The sequence below is a fragment of the Williamsia sp. D3 genome (genome assembly GCF_000506245.1).
GTDB lineage: Bacteria > Actinomycetota > Actinomycetes > Mycobacteriales > Mycobacteriaceae > Williamsia > Williamsia muralis.
On sequence record NZ_AYTE01000026.1, the window covers coordinates 239,392 to 259,351 of the forward strand.

Consider the following 19,960-nt stretch of genomic DNA (forward strand, 5'->3'; position numbering starts at 1 on the left):
GCCCGCTCAACGTACGTAACGGCCCACTCAACGTGCGTGAGGGCACGCTCGACGTGTGTAACGGCCCGCTCGGCGGGTTACTCGGGCGGGTTCTCTGCTACCGGCAGACTGGGGGTGTGGGCCTGGCTCCCCCACGTGCGTCCGGTGAACGGTGCGGGTTCGGGGTCTCCGCTCACCGTGAAGGTGCAGGCGACCGACCCGGTCATGACCAGTGCGGTCAGCCCGGCCGCACACCAGAGCCGGACCCGGCGGCTCATCGGCCTGCGGCCAGCTGCGAACTCAGTTGCTGCACAACATCATCGAGCGCCAGGCGCTGCTGGTTCCCGTTGCTCAGGTCCTTGAGCTCGACCTCACCGGAAGCCAGTTCGTTCTCGCCGAGAACCAGTGCGAACCGCGCGCCCGATCGGTCCGCCGCCTTCATCGCTCCCTTGAGTCCGCGACCTCCGTAGGCGATGTCGACCCTGACCCCGGCCGCCCGGAGCCGACCGGCAACCTCGACGAGGGCGTCTTTGGCGGCGTCACCGAGTGGTACCCCGAACACCTCGCACCGTGCGTCCGTTGCAGCGGCGATCCCTTCGGCCTCCAACGCCAGAACGGTGCGGTCCACGCCGAGCCCATAACCGATACCGGACAGCTCCTGCTTGCCGCCCAACTGCTTCATCAAGCCGTCGTAGCGACCGCCGCCACCGATGCCCGACTGCGCACCGAGCCCGTCGTGAACGAACTCGAAGGTGGTCTTCGTGTAGTAGTCCAGGCCGCGGACCAACCTCGGGTTCTTCTCATATGCCACGCCGAGCCGGTCCAGGTGCCCGATCACCGCATCGAAGTGTTCCCGAGCCGAGTCCGACAGGTAATCGATCATCAGAGGCGCACCCGCCGTCGCCTCACGGATATGCGGCCTCTTGTCGTCGAGCACTCGCAACGGGTTGATCTCCGCTCGGCGCCGCGTCTCTTCGTCCAGATCGAGTCCGAAGAGAAACTGCTGCAAGGCTTCCCGATACTGAGGCCGGCAGGTGTCATCGCCGAGCGAGGTGATCTCGAGGCGAAAGCCGCTCAGCCCCAGGGCGCGGAAGCCCTCGTCTGCGATCGCGATGACCTCCGCGTCGAGAGCCGGGTCGTCGATCCCGATCGCCTCGACACCCACCTGCTGCAACTGGCGGTACCGGCCCGTCTGAGGCTTCTCGTAACGGAAGAACGGCCCTGCGTAGGACAGCTTCACCGGGAGTTGACCCCGATCGAGGCCGTGCTGGATCACCGCCCGCATCACGCCCGCGGTTCCTTCCGGACGCAACGTCACCGACCGGTCACCACGATCGGCGAACGTGTACATCTCTTTCGAGACGACGTCGGTGGATTCTCCGACGCCCCGGGCGAACAAGGCGGTGTCCTCGAAGATGGGCAGCTCGATGTGTGAGTATCCGGCCAGTCGCGCCGCCCTGGTCAATGCGTCGCGGACGGCGACGAACTGGGCCGATGACGGCGGAACGTAGTCTGGTACGCCCCGCGGCGCCTGGAATCCGGCATTCACAGTCCGTGACGTCCCTTCGATCGGTTGGTGGCCGGTCCATCCTGCCCGGGGTGGGACAGATCGGCCAAAAATGGATTGCCGGCACGTTCGCGACCGATGGTCGTCTGCTCGCCGTGCCCTGGCAGTACCAACGTCTCGTCCGGCAGCCCCAGCATCCGGTCGGCGATGGAATCGAGCAGCTGCTGGTGGTCTCCGCCCGGCAGGTCCGTGCGACCGATAGAACCGGCAAACAGCACGTCGCCCGCGAAACAGACCGGAACAGTCCCCTCCGGGGTGTCCACGTCGATACCGAACAGCACCGAACCCTGCGTGTGACCCGGCGCGAGGTCTACCGAGAAGGACAATCCCGCGACGTCCAGATCTTCGCGATCGGCGAGATCGATCACCTTCTCCGGCTCCCGGAAGACGGTGTCGCCGATCATCGCTCCGAGTGCCCGTCCGATTCCGGCCGCCGGGTCGGCGAGCATGTGTCTGTCAGCCGGATGGATGAATGCCGGAATGGCGTATTCGTCGCACAACTCGGTGGCGTTCCAGGTGTGGTCGAGGTGCCCGTGGGTCAGCAGCACTGCCACCGGGGTCAGTGAATGCTCGGCCAGTAATTTACGCACTCCTGGAGCGGAGTCCTGACCTGGGTCGATGATGATCGCCTCGCTACCGGGGGCGGGCGCCACCACATAGCAGTTGGTGGCGAACATGCCCGCGGGGAAGCCCGTGATCAGCATGGTCTGCACTCCTGGGTCGGGGAAGGTGTTCCTTCATCATCCCAGCACGGCAAAACGTGGTCGCCCCGGCCACGTGCCGAAGTCGGCGCGCCAACGCCGCACCCATATAACGTGCTCTCAGCATTTGCTGGCAGACTCGCACCGGATGCCCCGCGCCCGGGGTGCAGCGAGACGGACGATTTATACGGAGGATCTCTGCGGTGTCGAGCAACGAGCAACGACGGCAGGCGGCGAAACGCAAGCTGGAGCGGCGGTTGGAGCGGCAGCAGCAGGCCGCGCGCAAGCGCAAGATCATCATCGTATCGACGTCCGTGGTATTGGTCGTTGCGGTCGCCGCTGTGGCCACCACGCTCATCGTGAAAAAGGTCGCCGACGACAACGAGAAGGCCCGCTGGACCGCGTGCAGCTACGTCGAGGACACCGCCGACCCGTTCGAAGGTCTACCGGACACCGTGCCGGCAGAGGTCCCGGCTGACCAGCAGCCCAAGTTCCAGCAGTTCCTCGGTGAGCTCAAAGCCGGTGCCGCCAAACAGCGTAAAGCGCCCATGCCCGGCGACAAGCAACTCAAGGAAGGCTCGGTCGACGTCGTATTCGACACCAGCCAGGGCGCAATCCCGGTTCAGCTGAACCGAAAGGACGCCCCCTGCAACGTCGGCGCGTTCGAGAGCCTCATCAAAGAAAATTACTTCAACGACACCTCCTGCCACCGGCTGACCAGCGATCAACTCAAGGTGCTCCAGTGCGGAGACCCCACTGCCACCGGTCGTGGTGGGCCCGGCTGGCAGAGTCCTGACGAATTGCCGACGGGCTTCGCGCCGGCCGGCGAGGCCGACCCGACCACCGGAGCGCAACCGGTGACGTATCCCCGCGGCACCATCGCGGTGGCCAACAGCGGCACCAACCAGGAAACCGGCGCCGGAACCGGCGGAAGTCAGTTCTTCATGGTGATCCAGGACGGCGTACTGCCTGCCGATTACACGGTGATCGGCAAGGTCGAAGAGCCCGGCCTGCAGGTGCTGGACAAAGTGCTTGCCGGCGGCATCGTGCCCGGCTTACGTCCGAACCAGTCCACCGGGTCGCTCGACGAGAACCCGTCAGACGGCAAACCCGTTCTCCCGGTGGACATCACCACCGCCACGATCGGAAGCTGAGAGCCACCTCGGCCGTCTCGACCCCGGTGAGCGACCAGGGTTCGACTACGCGGCCGAGGTGACCCGGTAGACGTCGTAGACACCTTCGACATTGCGGACCACGTTGAGGACGTGGCCGAGATGCTTCGGGTCGCCCATCTCGAACGTGAACTTGCTGATGGCCACGCGATCACGTGATGTGGTCACCGACGCCGACAAGATGTTCACGCGCTCGTCCGCGAGGACGCGGGTGACGTCCGACAGAAGACGCGACCGGTCGAGGGCCTCGACCTGGATGGCGACGAGGAACACCGACGACGGTGACGGCGCCCATTTGACCTCGATGATTCGTTCGGACTGCTCGCGCAGTGCTCCGGCGTTGGTGCAATCGGTGCGATGCACGCTCACTCCCCCACCGCGGGTCACGAATCCCATGATCTCGTCGCCCGGAACGGGAGTGCAGCACTTCGCCAGCTTGGCCAGGACGCCGTCCGCGCCAGGGACCACCACACCGGCATCACCCGTCTGACGGGCCGGGGACGGCATCGTCGACGGGGTGGACCGTTCGGCGAGCTCTTCTTCGGCGTCTTCGAGTCCACCGAGCTGGGCCACCAGACGACTGACCACGTGGCGCGCGGAGACATGTCCCTCACCGACAGCGGCGTAGAGCGCCGACACATCCGTGAAACGCAGCTCATGGGCAATCGCGCCCATGGAATCGCTGTTCAGCAGCCTCTGAATCGGAAGTCCGCCTCGCCGAACCTCTTTGGCGATGGCATCTTTGCCGGATTCGAGAGCTTCCTCCCGGCGTTCCTTGGCGAACCACTGCCGGATCTTCGCCTTGGCGCGTGGACTGACCACAAACGACTGCCAGTCCCGCGATGGCCCCGCGGTGGCAGCTTTCGAGGTGAAGACCTCTACGACTTCCCCGTTCTCGAGTGTGCGTTCGAGCGCGACGAGTCGACCGTTGACCCGCGCCCCGATACAGCGGTGGCCGACCTCGGTGTGGACCGCGTAGGCGAAGTCCACCGGCGTCGATCCGGTGGGAAGGGTGATCACGTCGCCCTTGGGTGTGAAGACGAAGATCTCCTTGACTGCGAGGTCGTACCGCAGCGATTCGAGGAACTCACCGGGATCGGCAGCCTCTCGCTGCCAATCGAGCAACTGCCGCATCCACGCCATGTCGTCGATCTCGGCGGAGTCGGAGCCGTGCTTGCCCTTCGTCTCCTTGTATCGCCAGTGGGCCGCGATCCCGAACTCCGCTGTGCGGTGCATGTCGCGGGTGCGGATCTGCACCTCGAGGGGCTTGCCCTCAGGACCGATCACGGTGGTGTGTAGCGACTGGTACACCCCGAATCGAGGCTGGGCGATGTAGTCCTTGAAGCGGCCGGCCATCGGTTGCCAGAGTGAATGCACCACGCCCACAGCGGCATAGCAGTCCCGCAGGTCGTCGCACAGGATGCGCATGCCCACGAGGTCGTGGATGTCGTCGAACTCGCGCCCCTTGACAATCATCTTCTGATAGATCGACCAGTAGTGCTTGGGGCGACCCTCGACGGTCGCCGTGATGCGAGATCCGGTGAGCGCGTTGATGATGTCGGCGCGAACCCTGGCCAGGTAGGTGTCTCTGGAGGGGGCCCGGTCGGCGACGAGACGGACGATCTCCTCGTAACGCTTGGGATGCAGGATGGCGAAGGCGAGATCTTCTAGTTCCCACTTGACAGTCGCCATGCCCAGTCGATGAGCAAGCGGGGCAATGACTTCCAGGGTCTCGCGGGCTTTGCGCGCCTGCTTCTCCGGTGGCAGGAAGCGCATGGTGCGCATGTTGTGGAGGCGGTCGGCGACCTTGATCACCAGGACCCGCGGATCACGGGCCATCGCGATGATCATCTTGCGGATGGTCTCGGCCTCGGCGGCGTTGCCCAGAGCGACCTTGTCGAGTTTGGTCACACCGTCGACGAGGTGGGCGACCTCTTGCCCGAAGTCCTCGGACAGCTGTTCCAGGGAGTACCCCGTGTCCTCGACGGTGTCGTGCAGCAACGCCGCCACCAGCGTGGTGGTGTCCATTCCGAGGTCGGCGAGAATGGTGGCCACCGCGAGCGGGTGCGTGATGTACGGGTCGCCGGACTTGCGGAACTGCCCGCTGTGCTTGGCCTCCGCGGTGTCATAGGCGCGTTGGAGAACGGTGACGTCGGCTTTGGGGTAGCCGTCGCGGTGAAGGGCGACGAGGGGCTCGAGCACCGGCCGGATAGAGCTCTTGGTCGCGGTCATCCGTCGGGCCAGGCGAGCCCTGACACGGCGGGAGGCCGATGTCGAGACAGCACCGTTCGACCCTTTGACCGGGGCGACGTCCGCAGCCGGGGGCGCCACCGGGGCGACGCTGTCGCCGGTCGGGGCCTGCGTCAGAGCACCAGGTGTCTCTTCGGCCATCGGTCACCTCCTGTGATGTGAAGGATCGAAAACTACCAGTCAGATCGTGTCCATCAACCCTAGACCTCAGCCCGGAGTCAGGGCAGACAGCCCGATGTCACCGACCGCCTCGCTGACTGCCGCGCGGCCACCGAGTGCGCCGAGTTCCATCACCACGGCCACCGCGACCGGTATCGCCCCGGCTTGGCGCAGCAGCTTGATCGCGGCGATGACCGTCCCTCCTGTCGCTAGCACGTCGTCGACGATCAGTACCCGCATCCCTGTGAGGTCGAGGCCGTCAGCCGGGATCTCCAGGCAGGCGGATCCGTACTCGAGGGTGTACTCCTGCATCAGCACCGGCGGGGGCAGCTTTCCGGCCTTGCGGACCGCCAGCACTCCGGTGCCGAGCTCTAGCGCCACACCTGAACCCAACAGAAATCCCCGCGCGTCGATTCCCGCCACCAGGTCGATCTGACCGGCGTCGCAGTCGGCGAGTCCGGCGATCACCGCACGCAGCCCGGCCGGATCGGCCAGTACGGGTGACAGATCTTTGAACTGGACTCCCGGCGACGGAAAATCGGCCACCTTGCGAGTGAGCCGCTCGATTGCCGACGAGGCCTCGCGAGCGGTGTGTGCCTCACGGCCGGTCTGGGTGGGGCTGTCCATCTTCTCAAGTCCTCATCTGTTCGATTACCACCGTTCGACGTCGTGCGCCTCGGTGGGCCTGCATGGTCGCAGAACGCGGGTCAGGTGTCCGACAGCATCCAGCGATCAATGTTCCATCCCGTACCGACGCGAGCGTTCCCGGGCACCACGTTGTCCACATTGTCTCCCGAATGCCGCGTCCGCGGCTCGACGAACAACGGGAGTGCCGGCATGTCCTGCCACAGCAACAACTCGATCTCGCGTAGGAGCGGGAGCTGACCCGCGGGGCGGACGGTGACCGCGAGCTGATCGATCAGGGCCGAGACCCTTGCATTCGAGTACCTGCCGATGTTGCTCGGATCGCTTCGATGGAAAGCGTAGGAATCCCGGATGGGATCGGCGGCGCCCGTTGCGGCGAATCCGTTGCCGGAAGCAGTGATCAAGGCATCAACGTCGGCGCCGAGACTTGCCGGACCGATGGTGTCGGAGGCGGCGTCGACCACGGTGATGCCGGCACGCTGGCAGCTGGCCGTGATGGCGGCCACCATCTGACCTCTGCGCATGTCCGGTCCGAGATAACCGATGCGGACGGTCATGGCAGCGCCTGCCCCTGACTCGCGCGCTTCGCGTGCGGCACGTTCGGGATCGGCCCTCAGGTAGTCGCGACCGAACTCGGCATCGAGTGCACCCGTGAGAAGATCACCGGGCCCGAGCAGATGGTTGCTGGCGATGGGGGCCCCGCGGCCGAACTCACGGGCGAGACCGTCACGGGGTACGCACGCGGCGAACGCGCGACGCGCGGCCGAGGTGGCGAACACACCGCGACCGGCCATGACGATCCGCTCGACCCCCAACGAGGCCGGTGGCATCGGCCCCGCGGGTGGCGCCGCTGTGGTGCTGGACTGTCGGCGCGGCGCCGGGTCGACGGCACTGTAGGTTCCGGCCCCGATGTCGAGCACGTCGACCTTCGAGTCACCTTTGCCGTCGGCGAAATCGTCGCTCATCGCAGTGGACCGCGGCCACAGCGTCAGCTGTTGTTCACCGGCGGGTTGGCCCCACCATCGGTCGTTGGCGGACAGCACCAGTCCGCCGTCTCGGGTGTAGTCCTGCACCCGATAAGGGCCCAGTGCCGGGAAATCTGCGGATTCGAATTCGCCGGGTGTCATTGACAGACCCGTGTTCCAGATCCGCGCCATCTGTCCCAGAACGCGGCGGTCACCTCGGCTGATGGGTCCGACGACATCCGGCACCCCCGAGGCACGGGCAACCACCTGAGGAGGGATCAGCGTCCCCGCCCCGAACAGCCCTTTCCAGTCCCGGTAGGCGCGGCCGGGCCGGAAGGTGACGGTCGCCGTCTTGGCGCCGGGGGTGCACTCGACGCGTTCGATGTCGCGATAGCCCGCGGTGGTGACGGGTTCGAATCCGGAGAAACGCCCGCTGTGGGCAGCCCACGCCAACGTCATCGCATCGCAGGTCAGCGGTACCCCGTCGGAATACACGGCCCGGGGATTGATCTGGTAGTTCACCGTCAAACGGGAAGGGTCGACCGGCTGTGGTGTCGCGGTTCCGATGTCGGTGTCCGCGATGACGCGCCCGTCGGGCCCGAGGTAGCTGAATCCGGGTAGCACCCGCGCCAGAGCCATCTGCCCTCCACCGATGCCACCGTTCAACGTCTCGGTGTTGTATGTGGTCACCGCACCGTCGATCAGGTAGTTCACCGAGAATTCGGCGTCTTCTGAGCAACCCGCGACGACCACTGCCGTCCCACACACCATCGCCAGCGATGCGGCAAGCAGTGCGCGGGATCTCATCACCGCACAGGTTAGCGTTTGCGGCGCCGCTTACCCGACGGACGCGCCCCTGCATGTGGGGCGCTTCCCGACCGCTGCGCTCGAACCGGCGCGGGGGCGGTTTTGGTCAACGTGGTGGTGCCACCGGCTGCGGGTGCGACGCCATCGGTCGCCGGTACCGATCGACCCTCACGCTCGCTCCGACGGGCAAGCACCTTCCGGGTGTGCGAGCCGATGTCCTTACGCCGTTCCTTGAGGGTGGCGAGCAGCGGGGTCGCCAAGAAGATCGACGAGAACGTGCCGGTGACGACACCGACCATCTGGACCAGACCGAGGTCCTTGAGGGTGCCCACTCCCAACACCCACACCGCGATGACCATCAGGGACAGCACCGGGAGTACCGAGATGACAGTGGTGTTGATCGATCGCATCAGGGTCTGGTTCACCGCGAGATTGGCCTGCTCGGCATAGGTACGCCGGGTGGTGTGCAGCACACCACGGACGTTCTCTTCCACCTTGTCGAAGACCACGACGGTGTCGTAGAGAGAGAAGCCCAGGATCGCCAGGAAACCGATCACCGTCGCCGGTGTCACCTCGAAGCCGACAAGAGAGTAGATGCCCGCCGTGGTGGCGATGTCGAAGAACAGCGCAGCAATCGCCGCCACCGCCATCTCCTTGTCGAAACGGATGGCGATGTAGATCGTCACCAGCACCAGGAAGACAGCCAGCGCGATCAGCGCCTTCTCGGTGATCTCACCGCCCCAGGTGGAACTGACGTCCGACGAGCTCACATCGTTGGGAGCGAGCCCGAACTCGTCCGACAACGCATCGGTGACCTTGATCAGCTGCTGAGCGTCGAGGGTCTCCGTCCGGATCTGCACGGTCTGGCTTGCCCCCGACCCCGCGGTCTGGACCGACTGCGGATCCTCGCCCATGGCATCGGAGTAGGTCGACTCGACCTCGCTCGTCGACACCTCACCGGTCTTGGGGAACGAGATCTGGGTTCCGCCCTCGAACTCGATCCCGAGGGTGAATCCGCGGATCCCGATACTCGCGAGCGAGATGAGCACAAGCGCGGTGGTGATCATGAACCACATGCGCCGGCGGCCGACGATCTCGAAGGCGCCGGTACCCGTGTAGAGGCGGGACAGCAGCGACCGGTTGGTCGCGGCGGTGAAGTCGGCGTCGCTGGTGGGTGCCCGGCGGTCGGTGTCAGCCATTGCGCACTCCTCCCGAAGTCCTGCTCGTGGTCATTGTCGTCGTGGGACGCTCGGCTGCCGCCTGGCGCCGCTCCTTCGCCACCTGGGTGACCCCACCGAGACCGTTCACGCTCGGCTTGGACAGGAAGTTCGACCGGGATGCGTAGACCACCAAGGGATAGGTCACGAGGAAGACCACCGCGACGTCCAGAATGGTCGTCAATCCCAAGGTGAACGCGAATCCCTTCACGTCACCGACGGCGAGGAAGTACAGCACACCGGCCGAGATCAGGCTGACCGCGTTGCCCGACCAAATGGTGCGCTTGGCTCGCGCCCAGCCGCGTGGAACAGCCGAGCGGAAGCTCCTGCCTTCACGCATCTCGTCCTTGATGCGCTCGAAGTAGACGACAAAGGAGTCCGCAGTCATGCCGATACCGATGATCAGACCGGCGATGCCGGCGAGATCGAGGGTGAAGTTGATGTACCTGCCGAGCAGGACCATGATCCCGTAGACCATGATCCCCGACAGGGTCAGCGACAGAACCGTCAGGATCCCGAGCATCCGGTAGTACGCCAAGGCGTAGATGAAGACCGCGATCAGACCGATCAGGCCTGCGATCAGACCGGCCTTGAGCGACGACCAGCCGAGGGTCGCGGACACCGTCTGGGCGTCAGATGCCTTGAACGACAGGGGCAGAGACCCGTACTTGAGGACGTTGGCAAGATCCTTGGCCTCGGTCTGGGTGAAGTCGCCACTCACCTCGGTGGTGCCGTTGATGGCGCCGTTGATCTGCGGGGCGCTGACCACCTTGGAGTCCAGGGTGAATGCTGTTGCCTTGCCGATGTTCTGGGCGGTGTAGCTCGACCAGAAATCGCGGGCGCCACCCTTGTAGTCCAACCGCACGATCCATGCGCCTGCACCCTGGGTGGTCCCGGCCTCGGCCTTGTCGATGTCGCTGCCCTTGATGATCTGCGGTTCGAGCAGATACACCTGCGTGCCGTCCTCGGAACAGGTCACCAGGTACTGCTCGGGATCGTCGTTGCCCTGCAACGGATCCGGCGCAGAGGGATCGCAATTCATCTTTGCCATCTGCGCTCTGAGGGCGTCCGTGTTCGCGTCCTTGGGCGCCTGCCGCAGTGCTTTGGCCTCTGCGATCGCCTGTTCGGACGTCTGTCCCTCGGGAGCGGGCGGAGCGTTGGGCTGGGGGGTGGCCGCCTGTACATCGGCGACCGGGCGCACATAGAGCAATGCAGTCTGTCCGAGGGTGCGGGCCTGTTTGCCGTCGTCACCGGGAACCGTGATCACCAGATTGTCACCGTCGATGATCACCTCGGACCCGGAGACGCCGAGGCCGTTGACCCGCTGCTCGATGATTTGTTTGGCCTTGTCGAGCTGGTCCCGGCTCGGTGCGCTGCCGTCAGGGGTACGTGCGGTGAGGGTGACCCGCGTCCCGCCCTGGAGGTCGATACCGAGTTTCGGGGTCGCTTCTCTGCTGCCGGTGAAGAACACCAGCCCGTACACCACGATCATCAACAGGAAAAAGACGATCAACATCCGTGACGGAGGTACTTCACGGTTTGACGACGATGCCACGCTGCCTACGTCTCCTCAGTTGTCCTACGAACCCCGTACAGACCGCAGGGGCGTCCGTCACGGTACGTGCTCCGACATCGACGATGTCGCGCACGCCCGTGTGACGCCCCCTCGGCCGGGAGAGTTCTATGACTTGTCTTGGTCTCCGCGAGACTTCTCGAGAGTGATCGAGTCGTCGTGATCGGCATAACTGTCCGCGTTGCCGTGGTCGGCGAAGCCGAAGTCGTCGTCGTCGGAATCGGTGTTGTCGATCAGCCCGACGCCGGGGTAGCTGTCGGCGAGGTCGTCGGCATGGACGACCTCACGGATGGCCAACCGGTTCCAGCGAGTGACAACGCCATCGGCGATCTCGAGGTCAACGGTTCCGTCGGCCAGCCCGGCAACAGTGCCGTAGACGCCCGAGGTGGTCTGGATACGTGCGCCGATCTGGAGCGAGTCTTGCATCTCCTGAGCCGCGGACATCGCCTTCTTCTGGCGACGAACGGACAGGATCATGAAGCCGACCAAGAAGACCAGCAGGATAGGAAATATCAATTCCATGGTGGTGTGTTCAGTCCTTGATTTGTCATTCGTGCACACGAGCAGCGCTCGCCATCACACCCAGTGTGCCATCCCGGGCGTGCCGGACCCGAATTCGCCGCTGAGCTCCGGCTGAGAAATGTCAGATCGCGGCCGGATCGTCGTCACCGAACAGCGACATCATGGCGGACCCGTCCTCGCGCACGCGCACCCCGAACGAACCGTTCAGGGCGCCGGCAGGCGGCGTGAGACCGAGGTGGTGCCACGCAGCGGCGGTCGCGACCCTCCCCCGCGGGGTGCGGGCGATCATCCCGGCACGCACGAGAAATGGTTCGCACACCTCTTCCACCGTGGCCGGCTCCTCCCCGACCGCGACGGCCAAGGTGGACACTCCTACCGGCCCGCCGCCGAAGCCACGGACCAGTGCACCGAGAACAGCCCGGTCGAGCCGATCGAATCCGAGTTCGTCGACGTCGTAGACGGTCAGGGCAGCCCGCGCCACCGCGAGGTCGACGACGCCGTCCGCCCTTACTTCCGCGTAGTCGCGCACCCGCCGCAGGAGACGGTTGGCGATCCGGGGGGTACCGCGGGAACGGGACGCGATCTCGGCGCGGCGTCCGGCTCCATCGTGATCCCCAGGATGCCTGCCGACCGGCTCAGGACACGCTCGAGTTCACTTTCCTCGTAGAACTCCATGTGTGCGGTGAAACCGAATCTGTCCCGCAGTGGGCCCGTCAGAGCGCCCGAACGCGTGGTGGCGCCGACCAAGGTGAACGGTGCGACATCCAGCGGGATGGACGTGGCACCCGGCCCCTTGCCCACCACCACGTCAACGCGGAAATCCTCCATCGCGAGGTACAGCATCTCCTCGGCGGGCCGGGCGATGCGGTGGATCTCGTCGATGAAGAGGACATCTCCCTCGACCAGGTTCGACAACATCGCGGCGAGGTCCCCGGCCCGCTCGAGCGCGGGGCCGGACGTGACCCGCAACGCGGCACCCATCTCCCCCGCGATGATCATCGCCAACGAGGTCTTGCCCAGCCCCGGTGGACCCGACAGCAGAATGTGGTCGGGGGTGCCACCACGGCCGCGCGCCGCCTGCAGCACCAGCTCCAGCTGTTCGCACACCCTCGGCTGACCGATGAAGTCGCCGAGCGACTTCGGGCGAAGGCTGTTGTCGAGGTCGCCGTCTGCCGTGATCCGGCCGGCGTTGACGGTTCGGTTGACCGGTTCGGCGTCGGCGATCGGGTAATCCGACTCGCCGATACTGTCGAAGTCGTCGATGCCGTCGGGAGTCATCGGGTCTTACCCAAGGACGCAAGCGAGGCACGCAGGACTGTCGCGGAGTCGGCGTTCGGCTGGTCCGCCAGCACTGCGATCACCGTCTTCTCGGCGACGGGAGCCGCAAAGCCAAGGCCCACAAGCGCTTCGGCGACCTGGTCGCGCACAGACGAACTCGGCAGGCTCGACGCGTCACCCCCGGTTGTGTGCGGTCGGTCGACTTTGTCCCGCAGTTCGACCACCAGTCGCTCGGCGACACGCTTGCCGATGCCTGGGACGGTGATCAATGACCTGGTGTCGCCGCCGGCCAGAGCCTCACGCAGGGCGTCGGGCTCGAGCACGGCCAGTGTGGCCATTGCCAGACGTGGTCCGACGCCGGTCACGGTTTGCAGAAGCGTGAACAGCGAACGGGCATCGGGCTCTGTGAACCCGTACAGGGTCATCGAGTCCTCGCGCACGATCATGGTGGTGAGCAGCGTCGCCTCCGAGCCACGCCGGACCGAACCGGCTGTGCTGGGGGTGACGAGAACCTGATATCCGACGCCTGCGCAGTCGATCACGACGTGATCGAGCGCCACGTCGACCACGGGTCCCCGTACCGACGCGATCACCGTCCCGCCGCCTTCTTGGCCAGGGCGACCCGATCGCGATACGCCTTCTGCTGCGCCAGCGCGACCGCTTGGGCCTGCTCCATCCGTTCCTGGATCGGCCCACGCCAGCAGTGGCAGATCGCAAGGGCAAGTGCGTCCGCGGCATCAGCGGGCCGGGGTGCCTGCTGCATGCCGAGGATGCGGGTGACCATCGCCGTCACCTGGGCCTTGTCGGCCCGTCCGCTTCCCGTCACCGCGGCCTTCACCTCGCTTGGTGTGTGAAATCGAACGGGTACCCCGCGCTGGGCCGCGGCCAGGGCGATCACGCCACCGGCCTGAGCGGTGCCCATCGCGGTGCTGACCTGGTGCTGGGCGAACACACGCTCGATCGCCACGACATCGGGCCGGTGGGTGTCGAGCCAGTGCTCGGCAGCGGTGTGAATGGCGAGCAAGCGCTTCTCCAGTGCCATGTCGGGTGGGGTACGGATGACGTCGACATCGAGCGCGGTCACCGAGCGGCCCGTGCCCGACTGGATGAGCGCGATACCGCACCTGGTCAGCCCGGGGTCCACACCCATCACCCGCATGCAAACCCGCTTTCGGCTACGACTCGAATCTGCTCGGCACGAACAGTTGTTCGATATCGTAACCGGCGGTCACGACGGTCTCAGGCATCAACACGCGGCACCGGTGATGTCACTCCGATTCGAGCTCGGCGAGCACCTCGTCGCTGATGTCGACGTTTGAGTAGACCTCTTGCACGTCGTCGGAATCCTCGAGTGCGTCGATCAGCTTGAACACCTTGCGGGCGCCATCGGCGTCGACCGGTACCTCCACCGACGCACGGAAGCTGGCCTCGGCGGATTCGTAGTCGATGCCCGCATCCTGCAGCGCCGTCCGGACCGCGACCAGATCGGTGGGTTCACTCACGATCTCGAAGGTGTCGCCCAGGTCGGTCACCTCTTCTGCGCCCGCTTCGAGGACCGCCATCAGGATGTCGTCCTCGCTCTGGCCGTTCTTCTCCAGGGTGACGACACCCTTGCGCGCGAACAGGTACGAGACCGAGCCGGGATCGGCCATGTTGCCGCCGTTGCGGGTCATGGCGGTGCGCACCTCGGTGGCGGCGCGGTTCCGGTTGTCGGTGAGACACTCGATCAGGATCGCGACGCCGTTGGGGCCGTATCCCTCGTAGGTGATGTTCTGCCAATCGGCGCCGCCTGCTTCTTCGCCGCCACCACGTTTGCGGGCGCGCTCGATGTTGTCGTTGGGTACCGACGACTTCTTGGCCTTCTGAATGGCGTCGTACAACGTGGGGTTACCACTCGGATCTCCGCCACCCGTGCGCGCGGCGACCTCGATATTCTTGACCAGCTTGGCAAACATCTTGCCGCGCTTGGCATCGACCACCGCCTTCTTGTGCTTGGTGGTGGCCCATTTTGAGTGGCCGCTCATTCAGCAAGCCCCTTTCGTACTGCTCGGGTGTGTGGCGTCGAGAACTGCGGACCGATCCTACTCGCCACCGGCGGTGCGGCGACGAGCCTCACCGCTTTCCTTGCGCCGCCCTGACCATCTCGACGAAATACTCGTGGACCCGCCGGTCCCCGGTGACCTCTGGATGAAAGGACGTCGCGAGCACATCGCCCTGCCGGACAGCGACGACACGGCCCGCGGCCGGGCCCTCGGGAACCGTGCCCAGAATCTGGACCGATTCGCCGGAAGACTCGACCCAGGGAGCCCTGATGAAGACAGCGCGCATCGGTCCGCCATCGATCCCCTCGATGTCGAGGTCGGTCTCGAACGACGCGACCTGGCGACCGAATGCGTTGCGCCGCACCGTGATGTCGAGGGCGTCGAGATGCTGCGCGTCCGGTCGTGTGTCCAGGATGTCGCGCGCGAGCATGATCATCCCCGCACACGATCCGTAGGCGGGCAGTCCATCGGCGAGGGCCTCGCGGAGCGGTTCGAGCAGGCCCAGCACCACGAGCAGCCGGCTCATCGTCGTGGATTCACCACCCGGGACGATGATCCCGTCGATGGAGTCGAGTTCGGAGGCCCGGCGGATCGACACGGGCTCGACGCCGATCTCGGTGAGGGCGGCGTGGTGTTCGCGGACATCGCCTTGCAGCGCGAGGATGCCGATCCGCACCGGCGTGCTCAACTCTCCCTCTTCGCGTGCTGGTCTGCGGGCAACTTTCGTCCGGTCCGCGCGAGACCCTCCTGGGTCACCGCCGCCACCATGACCCCGTTGCGGTCATAGATCCGGCCCTGGGTGAGGGCCCGGCCACCCCCCGCCGACGGCGACGTCTGGTCGTACAAGAGCCACTCGTCGGCGCGGAACGGCCGGAGAAACCACATCGCGTGATCAAGCGAGGCGGCTTGGGCGTCCTCGTCGGGGTGGGCTACCTTCGCCGAACCCAGCAACGTCATATCGCTCATGTAGGCGAGTGTGCAGATGTGGAACACGGGCTCATCGGGGAGCTGATGGCGGTACCGGAACCAGACACGTTGCTGAGCGGCCAGATCGCGGCTGCGGACGAGCTGGTCGCCCGGGACGATCCGGACGTCGAAGTTCTCCCACTCGCGAAAAGGTGACATCGCCTTGCGGTCCTGGGCGGTGAGAACGTCGACCAGATCCTCCGGATCGGGCACCGACGGCATCTTGTCCTGATGCTCGAATCCCTGGTCCTGAACGTGAAATGACGCGGACATCGTGAAGATCGCCATACCGTCCTGCACCGCTGTCACCCGCCGGGTGCAGAACGAACGGCCGTCGCGGATGCGGTCGACCAGGTATACGGTCGGCTCTTCGGGGTTCCCGCCGCGCAGGAAGTAACCGTGCAACGAATGGACCACAAAACGAGCGTCGACCGTCTTCGTCGCCGACACCAGGGCCTGCCCGGCGACCTGCCCACCGAAGGTGCGCTGCAGGTGACTCGGGTGGGCGTGCCCACGATAGATGTCTTTTTCTATCGTTTCGAGCTGCAGAATCTCTTCGATCGTCGCCATGAGGTGGCACCACCTTTCCGACGACGATTATGGCTCACCGAGGGCGCAGGCCCATCACGGCTCCCCCGCCGGCGGTCAGAGGTCGTCGATCGACACGATCCCGTCCTGGATCGCGCGGGCCACGAGTGCGGCTTTGGTCGGGGCAGGCCGACCGACCTCGTTGTACTTGACCCGGATCCGGGCGAGATGGGTGTTGACGGTGCCCAGTGAGATGAACAGCGATTGGGCCACCGCCGACTTGGAATCGAGGTTCAGCCACGCACGCAGTACCTCGATCTCGCGTTGCGACAGTTTGGGCGCGCGGTAAGCGGTGGTTGTGCCGGTGTCGGCAGCCCCCTCTGGCCGCCCGCTGCGACCGTGACCCGACATGGGAACCGCAGGAGTCGCACAGATGACCCCGGGCTGCGAATGCGGCGCCGCGCGACCGGGCAGAGGCATCGTGCGCTGCTTGAGCCGAGCCAGCGCTTCCTCCCTGGTCATCCGGACCGGGGTCGTCGGCCGGTAACCGACCCGCGTGCGACTGGGAGCGCCAAAGGTGTTGTGCAGTACGGTCATCGGTGATTCTCCTGGTCTGGGGGGCCGGTTTTCTCCTGCCCTCTGTCGAAGTGTCTAAACACTAAAACCGGCACACCGGACATGTCGATGGGTAGAACTACCCACCACATGAGCCCAGCTCAGAGGGGGTTTTGCGGCAGACTGACCATCAACTCACCACAGAGGCCGCCGCGGATCCGCCCACCGGCCGCCAGGCAGCGGCCCAGCTCTCGATCAGCCGATCACGCCGTTGCGGCGCGCCTCGGCATCGATGAGCACCAGATCATCGCGTGTCACCAATCGGGCGGCCACCGCATATTCGACCAGCTTGACCCGCCGATTGCTGGCGAGCCGCCCCGAGCCGCCGCGGACACCGGACACCCCGATCTGGTCGAACTTGTCACACACGTTGTCGAGTTTGCGGTTGAACTTCGTCAACGACCAGCCGAGCCTGGCCGCGGCCTGCGCCGACGACGGGATCGAACTCGCACCGGTTCCGTTGCGCCGCAACACCTCTTCGGCCAAGACAACTATCAGTAGCTTCTGACTCTCCGTCAGGGACACCACCCCGATGGTGGTTTCGCCGCTTCGTGCCGGCTCCTCTACCGGTGCAAGATTCAACGGCATTGCGCCTGAATGGATTTCGAGCTCATACGTCGTGGGGCCCGCCGAGAACACCACAGCGGTCACGCCGAACACCAGAGGCACCCGAGCGCCGGGAGCCAGCGTCGCCTGGAATCCGGCGTCACCCGCCACGACCCCTGCGGACAGATGCGACCCCACATTGGACAGCCACCACAACCCGTCTTCGTGGTGCAGCATGAGGAATCTGCGATGCAGATAAGGGTTGTCGTCGATATCGAGATCGGCGTCGCGGCCGATGTGGAACGGCTCGTCCGGACTGACCGCCACCCGCTCCCCGCAGAACTCCACGAACGTCTCGGCGATCGGGCGTTTGACGCCTTCAGGCTGACCGGGTTCGCCCGCCGGATCGGTGATCGTCATAGCCGGATCACGACGCGGGGTCGGAGACGTCCGGAACCGCCTTCACGTCGGCGATCGCCACGGTGACATTGTCACGGCCACCGGCCTCCAAGGCGGCCGATACCAGCGCCTGCGCAGCCGCTGTCGGATCGTCGAAGCCGGCCAGGATCGCGGCGATCGCGTCGTCGGCCAACTCACCGGTGAGACCATCGGAGCACACCAGGATCCGGTCATCTCGCTCCACCGGGAACGTGAAGAAGTCGGCCTCCTGCTCCATCCCGGCACCGAGTGCCCGGGTGATCACGTTGCGGCGTGGGTCGACACGGGCCTGTGCTGCGGTCAGGAATCCCGCATCCACAAGCTCCTGCACCTGAGAGTGGTCGACGGTCACCTGCTCGAGCTTGGAGTGGGCAAAACGGTACGTCCGCGAATCCCCGATGTTCAGCACCAGCCAATGGGGTCGCCCGTCGCTGTCGACGAGCATCGCGCCGGTGACGGTGGTGCCGGCACGGCGGCCCGAGTCGGAGTCGATGTTCTCGATCTGGCGGCGCGCCTCCCCCAACAGGTCCACCACCGAATCGCGTGTGCGGTTCACCCCTGTCACCGTTGCGTCCGACAACGCCGACAGCGCCGCCTCACTGGCGAGCTCGCCGCAATCATGACCGCCCATGCCGTCGGCCACCAAGATCATCCCAGGGCCGACCAGAGCTGCGTCCTCATTGGTCTCACGCAGCAGGCCGACGTCGCTGACCACAGCCCAGCTCACCTCGACCTGACCGAACTCGCCCACCCCGCTGCGTGTCTCGTCCCGGACGGTCCCGGTCGCTTCCATCGTCATGTGCCCTCCGCGCTCACGCCCAGGATCGAGTACCGCGTCTGTTTCACGGTCGAGCTCCGCCTTCGGCTCCGTCTCCGATTCACGGTCGAGCTCCGCCTTCGGCTTCGTCTCCGATTCACGGTCGAGCTCCGCATCCTGGCTCATCTCGCAACCTCGAAACTGCACTGTCCGAGATGCACCACGGTGCCCGGACCCACCTCGTACGGATGTCCGGGTCGCATCGCGGTCACCGACTCGCCGGTGTCGAGAACCGATCGGACGTCTGGGCCCGTACTGATCATCCACAATTTCCCGTCCGCCACGCTGAACTGGACCTGCGTGTCGTCCGAAGTCGGCGCCTCGATGGGGGTGACCACGATCTGTGCGCGACCGTGCGACCACTCGACGGCCGGCACACCGAGGTATCCGGCACCGGACAGACCGGTGTAGCTGCCGTCGTCGAGTCGAAGCCGCAAACCGGCGCCGGCCCGGCGCAACGGCAGGGTGCGGGCGCCTGTGCTGGGATCGATGCGCTCGGTGACCGAATCTGCCGCTTCCTCGCCGGGCTCGGCCACGTGTGCGCTGGGCGCCGTGATCACCTCGTACCCTGCCGAACCCACACTGCTCGCAGTCGTTGTGCCGGAGAGCTTCTCGTGACAACCGCGACGGGGACGGCCCCTGTCGATCAATACCGACATCGCTCCGGCGAACAACAGGACGTTGCTCAGGTGAAGTACGGCGGTGCGGGTCAGATGCCGCCAGAAACCGATCGGACGGCCCGACCGGCCTGTGGTGATCGTGGTTCTCGCCAACACCTGGCCCGGGGTACGGATGCCGTTGGCCCGCGCGAGTGCCGACGAGATCCAGCACGCAACGGGCACCGCCACGCACACTACCGAGGCCGCGTCGAGGCCGAAGATCAGACCGGCGGCGAGCAGAGCTGCAACCGCAGTCAGCAGGATGGCGACATCAACCAGATAAGCGGCCACCCGCGAACCGTTGGAGGCGGGGATTCGACCCGCCACCAGGGCCTCACGCGGCGACCTCGGTACTGCGCCACCTCTGGTGACGAACATCTGCTGTCCACATTCGGGACAGCGGGCGGACGCGGACGGGATCTGGGTTCCGCAGCGGCCGCAGCCGAGCGGAATCGCTTCGAAATCAGCGGACGCGCTGGTCATCTCCGATTCCCCGCCCCCGCGTCCACGTCAA

At 65.7% G+C, this 19,960-nt stretch carries 19 protein-coding genes and 1 pseudogene; 1 reads left to right on the forward strand and 19 read right to left on the reverse strand.

Annotated features, from left to right (window positions below; genetic code table 11):
* Window positions 1-77: 77 nt before the first annotated feature.
* From W823_RS46155 to W823_RS46165, 3 genes are read right to left on the reverse strand one after another with little or no spacing between them, the layout of a single operon-like run.
* A complete protein-coding gene (locus W823_RS46155; protein WP_023959508.1) occupies window positions 78-257 on the reverse strand; it encodes a hypothetical protein in 180 nt (59 codons plus the stop codon).
* Complete coding sequence (gene hisS / locus W823_RS46160) at window positions 254-1,528, reverse strand: histidine--tRNA ligase (RefSeq protein WP_023959510.1); 1,275 nt, start codon at window positions 1,526-1,528, stop codon at window positions 254-256. Before hisS ends, W823_RS46155 begins: the two co-directional genes overlap by 4 nt.
* Window positions 1,525-2,250, reverse strand: a complete 726-nt coding sequence (locus W823_RS46165) for an MBL fold metallo-hydrolase (protein WP_030163211.1) — start codon at window positions 2,248-2,250, stop codon at window positions 1,525-1,527. Before W823_RS46165 ends, hisS begins: the two co-directional genes overlap by 4 nt.
* 200 nt (window positions 2,251-2,450) lie before the next feature.
* Between W823_RS46165 and W823_RS46170 the strand changes: the two genes are divergently transcribed.
* The gene (locus W823_RS46170; RefSeq protein ID WP_023959514.1) at window positions 2,451-3,401 is read left to right on the forward strand and encodes a peptidylprolyl isomerase; all 951 of its coding nucleotides are present in this window, start codon (window positions 2,451-2,453) and stop codon (window positions 3,399-3,401) included.
* Window positions 3,402-3,446: 45 nt separating this feature from the next.
* Here the strand turns inward: W823_RS46170 and W823_RS46175 are convergent, their stop codons facing one another.
* From W823_RS46175 to W823_RS46250, 16 genes and pseudogenes are all read right to left on the reverse strand, one after another.
* The gene (locus W823_RS46175; RefSeq protein WP_023959516.1) at window positions 3,447-5,810 is read right to left on the reverse strand and encodes a bifunctional (p)ppGpp synthetase/guanosine-3',5'-bis(diphosphate) 3'-pyrophosphohydrolase; all 2,364 of its coding nucleotides are present in this window, start codon (window positions 5,808-5,810) and stop codon (window positions 3,447-3,449) included.
* A gap of 66 nt (window positions 5,811-5,876) precedes the next feature.
* The gene (locus W823_RS46180; protein ID WP_023959517.1) at window positions 5,877-6,455 is read right to left on the reverse strand and encodes an adenine phosphoribosyltransferase; all 579 of its coding nucleotides are present in this window, start codon (window positions 6,453-6,455) and stop codon (window positions 5,877-5,879) included.
* 80 nt (window positions 6,456-6,535) lie between these two features.
* Window positions 6,536-8,245, reverse strand: a complete 1,710-nt coding sequence (locus tag W823_RS46185) for an ABC transporter substrate-binding protein (RefSeq protein WP_031332568.1) — start codon at window positions 8,243-8,245, stop codon at window positions 6,536-6,538.
* 11 nt (window positions 8,246-8,256) lie between these two features.
* Complete coding sequence (gene secF / locus W823_RS46190) at window positions 8,257-9,444, reverse strand: protein translocase subunit SecF (protein WP_023959521.1); 1,188 nt, start codon at window positions 9,442-9,444, stop codon at window positions 8,257-8,259.
* Complete coding sequence (gene secD, locus W823_RS46195) at window positions 9,437-10,978, reverse strand: protein translocase subunit SecD (protein ID WP_023959523.1); 1,542 nt, start codon at window positions 10,976-10,978, stop codon at window positions 9,437-9,439. The genes secF and secD overlap by 8 nt, the downstream gene beginning before the upstream one ends.
* Before the next feature lie 165 nt (window positions 10,979-11,143).
* Complete coding sequence (gene yajC, locus W823_RS46200) at window positions 11,144-11,557, reverse strand: preprotein translocase subunit YajC (protein WP_023959525.1); 414 nt, start codon at window positions 11,555-11,557, stop codon at window positions 11,144-11,146.
* 121 nt (window positions 11,558-11,678) lie between these two features.
* Window positions 11,679-12,835 (reverse strand): annotated as a pseudogene (ruvB, locus tag W823_RS46205) (Holliday junction branch migration DNA helicase RuvB).
* Window positions 12,832-13,428 (reverse strand): Holliday junction branch migration protein RuvA, encoded by a 597-nt coding sequence (ruvA, locus tag W823_RS46210; protein WP_023959527.1) that lies wholly within the window; start codon window positions 13,426-13,428, stop codon window positions 12,832-12,834. Before ruvA ends, ruvB begins: the two are co-directional and overlap by 4 nt.
* Window positions 13,425-13,994, reverse strand: coding sequence for a crossover junction endodeoxyribonuclease RuvC (gene ruvC, locus W823_RS46215; protein WP_023959529.1), 570 nt, complete (start codon window positions 13,992-13,994; stop codon window positions 13,425-13,427). Before ruvC ends, ruvA begins: the two co-directional genes overlap by 4 nt.
* A gap of 109 nt (window positions 13,995-14,103) precedes the next feature.
* Window positions 14,104-14,859, reverse strand: a complete 756-nt coding sequence (locus tag W823_RS46220; RefSeq protein WP_023959531.1) for a YebC/PmpR family DNA-binding transcriptional regulator — start codon at window positions 14,857-14,859, stop codon at window positions 14,104-14,106.
* Between the two features lie 88 nt (window positions 14,860-14,947).
* Window positions 14,948-15,565, reverse strand: a complete 618-nt coding sequence (gene pdxT, locus W823_RS46225) for a pyridoxal 5'-phosphate synthase glutaminase subunit PdxT (RefSeq protein ID WP_031332570.1) — start codon at window positions 15,563-15,565, stop codon at window positions 14,948-14,950.
* Window positions 15,562-16,413, reverse strand: a complete 852-nt coding sequence (gene tesB, locus W823_RS46230; RefSeq protein WP_023959535.1) for an acyl-CoA thioesterase II — start codon at window positions 16,411-16,413, stop codon at window positions 15,562-15,564. The genes pdxT and tesB overlap by 4 nt, the downstream gene beginning before the upstream one ends.
* Before the next feature lie 75 nt (window positions 16,414-16,488).
* On the reverse strand, window positions 16,489-16,968 hold the full coding sequence (locus tag W823_RS46235) for a response regulator transcription factor (RefSeq protein WP_023959537.1): 480 nt from the start codon (window positions 16,966-16,968) through the stop codon (window positions 16,489-16,491).
* A 213-nt stretch (window positions 16,969-17,181) separates the two neighbouring features.
* Window positions 17,182-17,952 (reverse strand): hypothetical protein, encoded by a 771-nt coding sequence (locus tag W823_RS46240; RefSeq protein WP_023959539.1) that lies wholly within the window; start codon window positions 17,950-17,952, stop codon window positions 17,182-17,184.
* Between the two features lie 7 nt (window positions 17,953-17,959).
* On the reverse strand, window positions 17,960-18,913 hold the full coding sequence (locus tag W823_RS46245) for a PP2C family serine/threonine-protein phosphatase (protein ID WP_023959541.1): 954 nt from the start codon (window positions 18,911-18,913) through the stop codon (window positions 17,960-17,962).
* Window positions 18,910-19,929, reverse strand: a complete 1,020-nt coding sequence (locus W823_RS46250) for an RDD family protein (RefSeq protein WP_023959543.1) — start codon at window positions 19,927-19,929, stop codon at window positions 18,910-18,912. Before W823_RS46250 ends, W823_RS46245 begins: the two co-directional genes overlap by 4 nt.
* Between the last annotated feature and the right edge of the window lie 31 nt (window positions 19,930-19,960).

Bases quoted from the DNA above. Each gene is read 5' to 3' on its own strand.
- ruvC (WP_023959529.1), bottom strand. From the start codon at position 13,994: ATGCGGGTGATGGGTGTGGACCCCGGGCTGACCAGGTGCGGTATCGCG.
- W823_RS46185 (WP_031332568.1), bottom strand. From the start codon at position 8,245: ATGAGATCCCGCGCACTGCTTGCCGCATCGCTGGCGATGGTGTGTGGG.
- W823_RS46240 (WP_023959539.1), bottom strand. From the start codon at position 17,952: ATGACGATCACCGATCCGGCGGGCGAACCCGGTCAGCCTGAAGGCGTC.
- W823_RS46220 (WP_023959531.1), bottom strand. From the start codon at position 14,859: ATGAGCGGCCACTCAAAATGGGCCACCACCAAGCACAAGAAGGCGGTG.
- secF (WP_023959521.1), bottom strand. From the start codon at position 9,444: ATGGCTGACACCGACCGCCGGGCACCCACCAGCGACGCCGACTTCACC.
- W823_RS46235 (WP_023959537.1), bottom strand. From the start codon at position 16,968: ATGACCGTACTGCACAACACCTTTGGCGCTCCCAGTCGCACGCGGGTC.
- secD (WP_023959523.1), bottom strand. From the start codon at position 10,978: ATGTTGATCGTCTTTTTCCTGTTGATGATCGTGGTGTACGGGCTGGTG.
- tesB (WP_023959535.1), bottom strand. From the start codon at position 16,413: ATGGCGACGATCGAAGAGATTCTGCAGCTCGAAACGATAGAAAAAGAC.
- W823_RS46175 (WP_023959516.1), bottom strand. From the start codon at position 5,810: ATGGCCGAAGAGACACCTGGTGCTCTGACGCAGGCCCCGACCGGCGAC.
- W823_RS46180 (WP_023959517.1), bottom strand. From the start codon at position 6,455: ATGGACAGCCCCACCCAGACCGGCCGTGAGGCACACACCGCTCGCGAG.
- W823_RS46245 (WP_023959541.1), bottom strand. From the start codon at position 18,913: ATGAGCCAGGATGCGGAGCTCGACCGTGAATCGGAGACGAAGCCGAAG.
- W823_RS46155 (WP_023959508.1), bottom strand. From the start codon at position 257: ATGAGCCGCCGGGTCCGGCTCTGGTGTGCGGCCGGGCTGACCGCACTG.
- W823_RS46250 (WP_023959543.1), bottom strand. From the start codon at position 19,929: ATGACCAGCGCGTCCGCTGATTTCGAAGCGATTCCGCTCGGCTGCGGC.
- yajC (WP_023959525.1), bottom strand. From the start codon at position 11,557: ATGGAATTGATATTTCCTATCCTGCTGGTCTTCTTGGTCGGCTTCATG.
- W823_RS46165 (WP_030163211.1), bottom strand. From the start codon at position 2,250: ATGCTGATCACGGGCTTCCCCGCGGGCATGTTCGCCACCAACTGCTAT.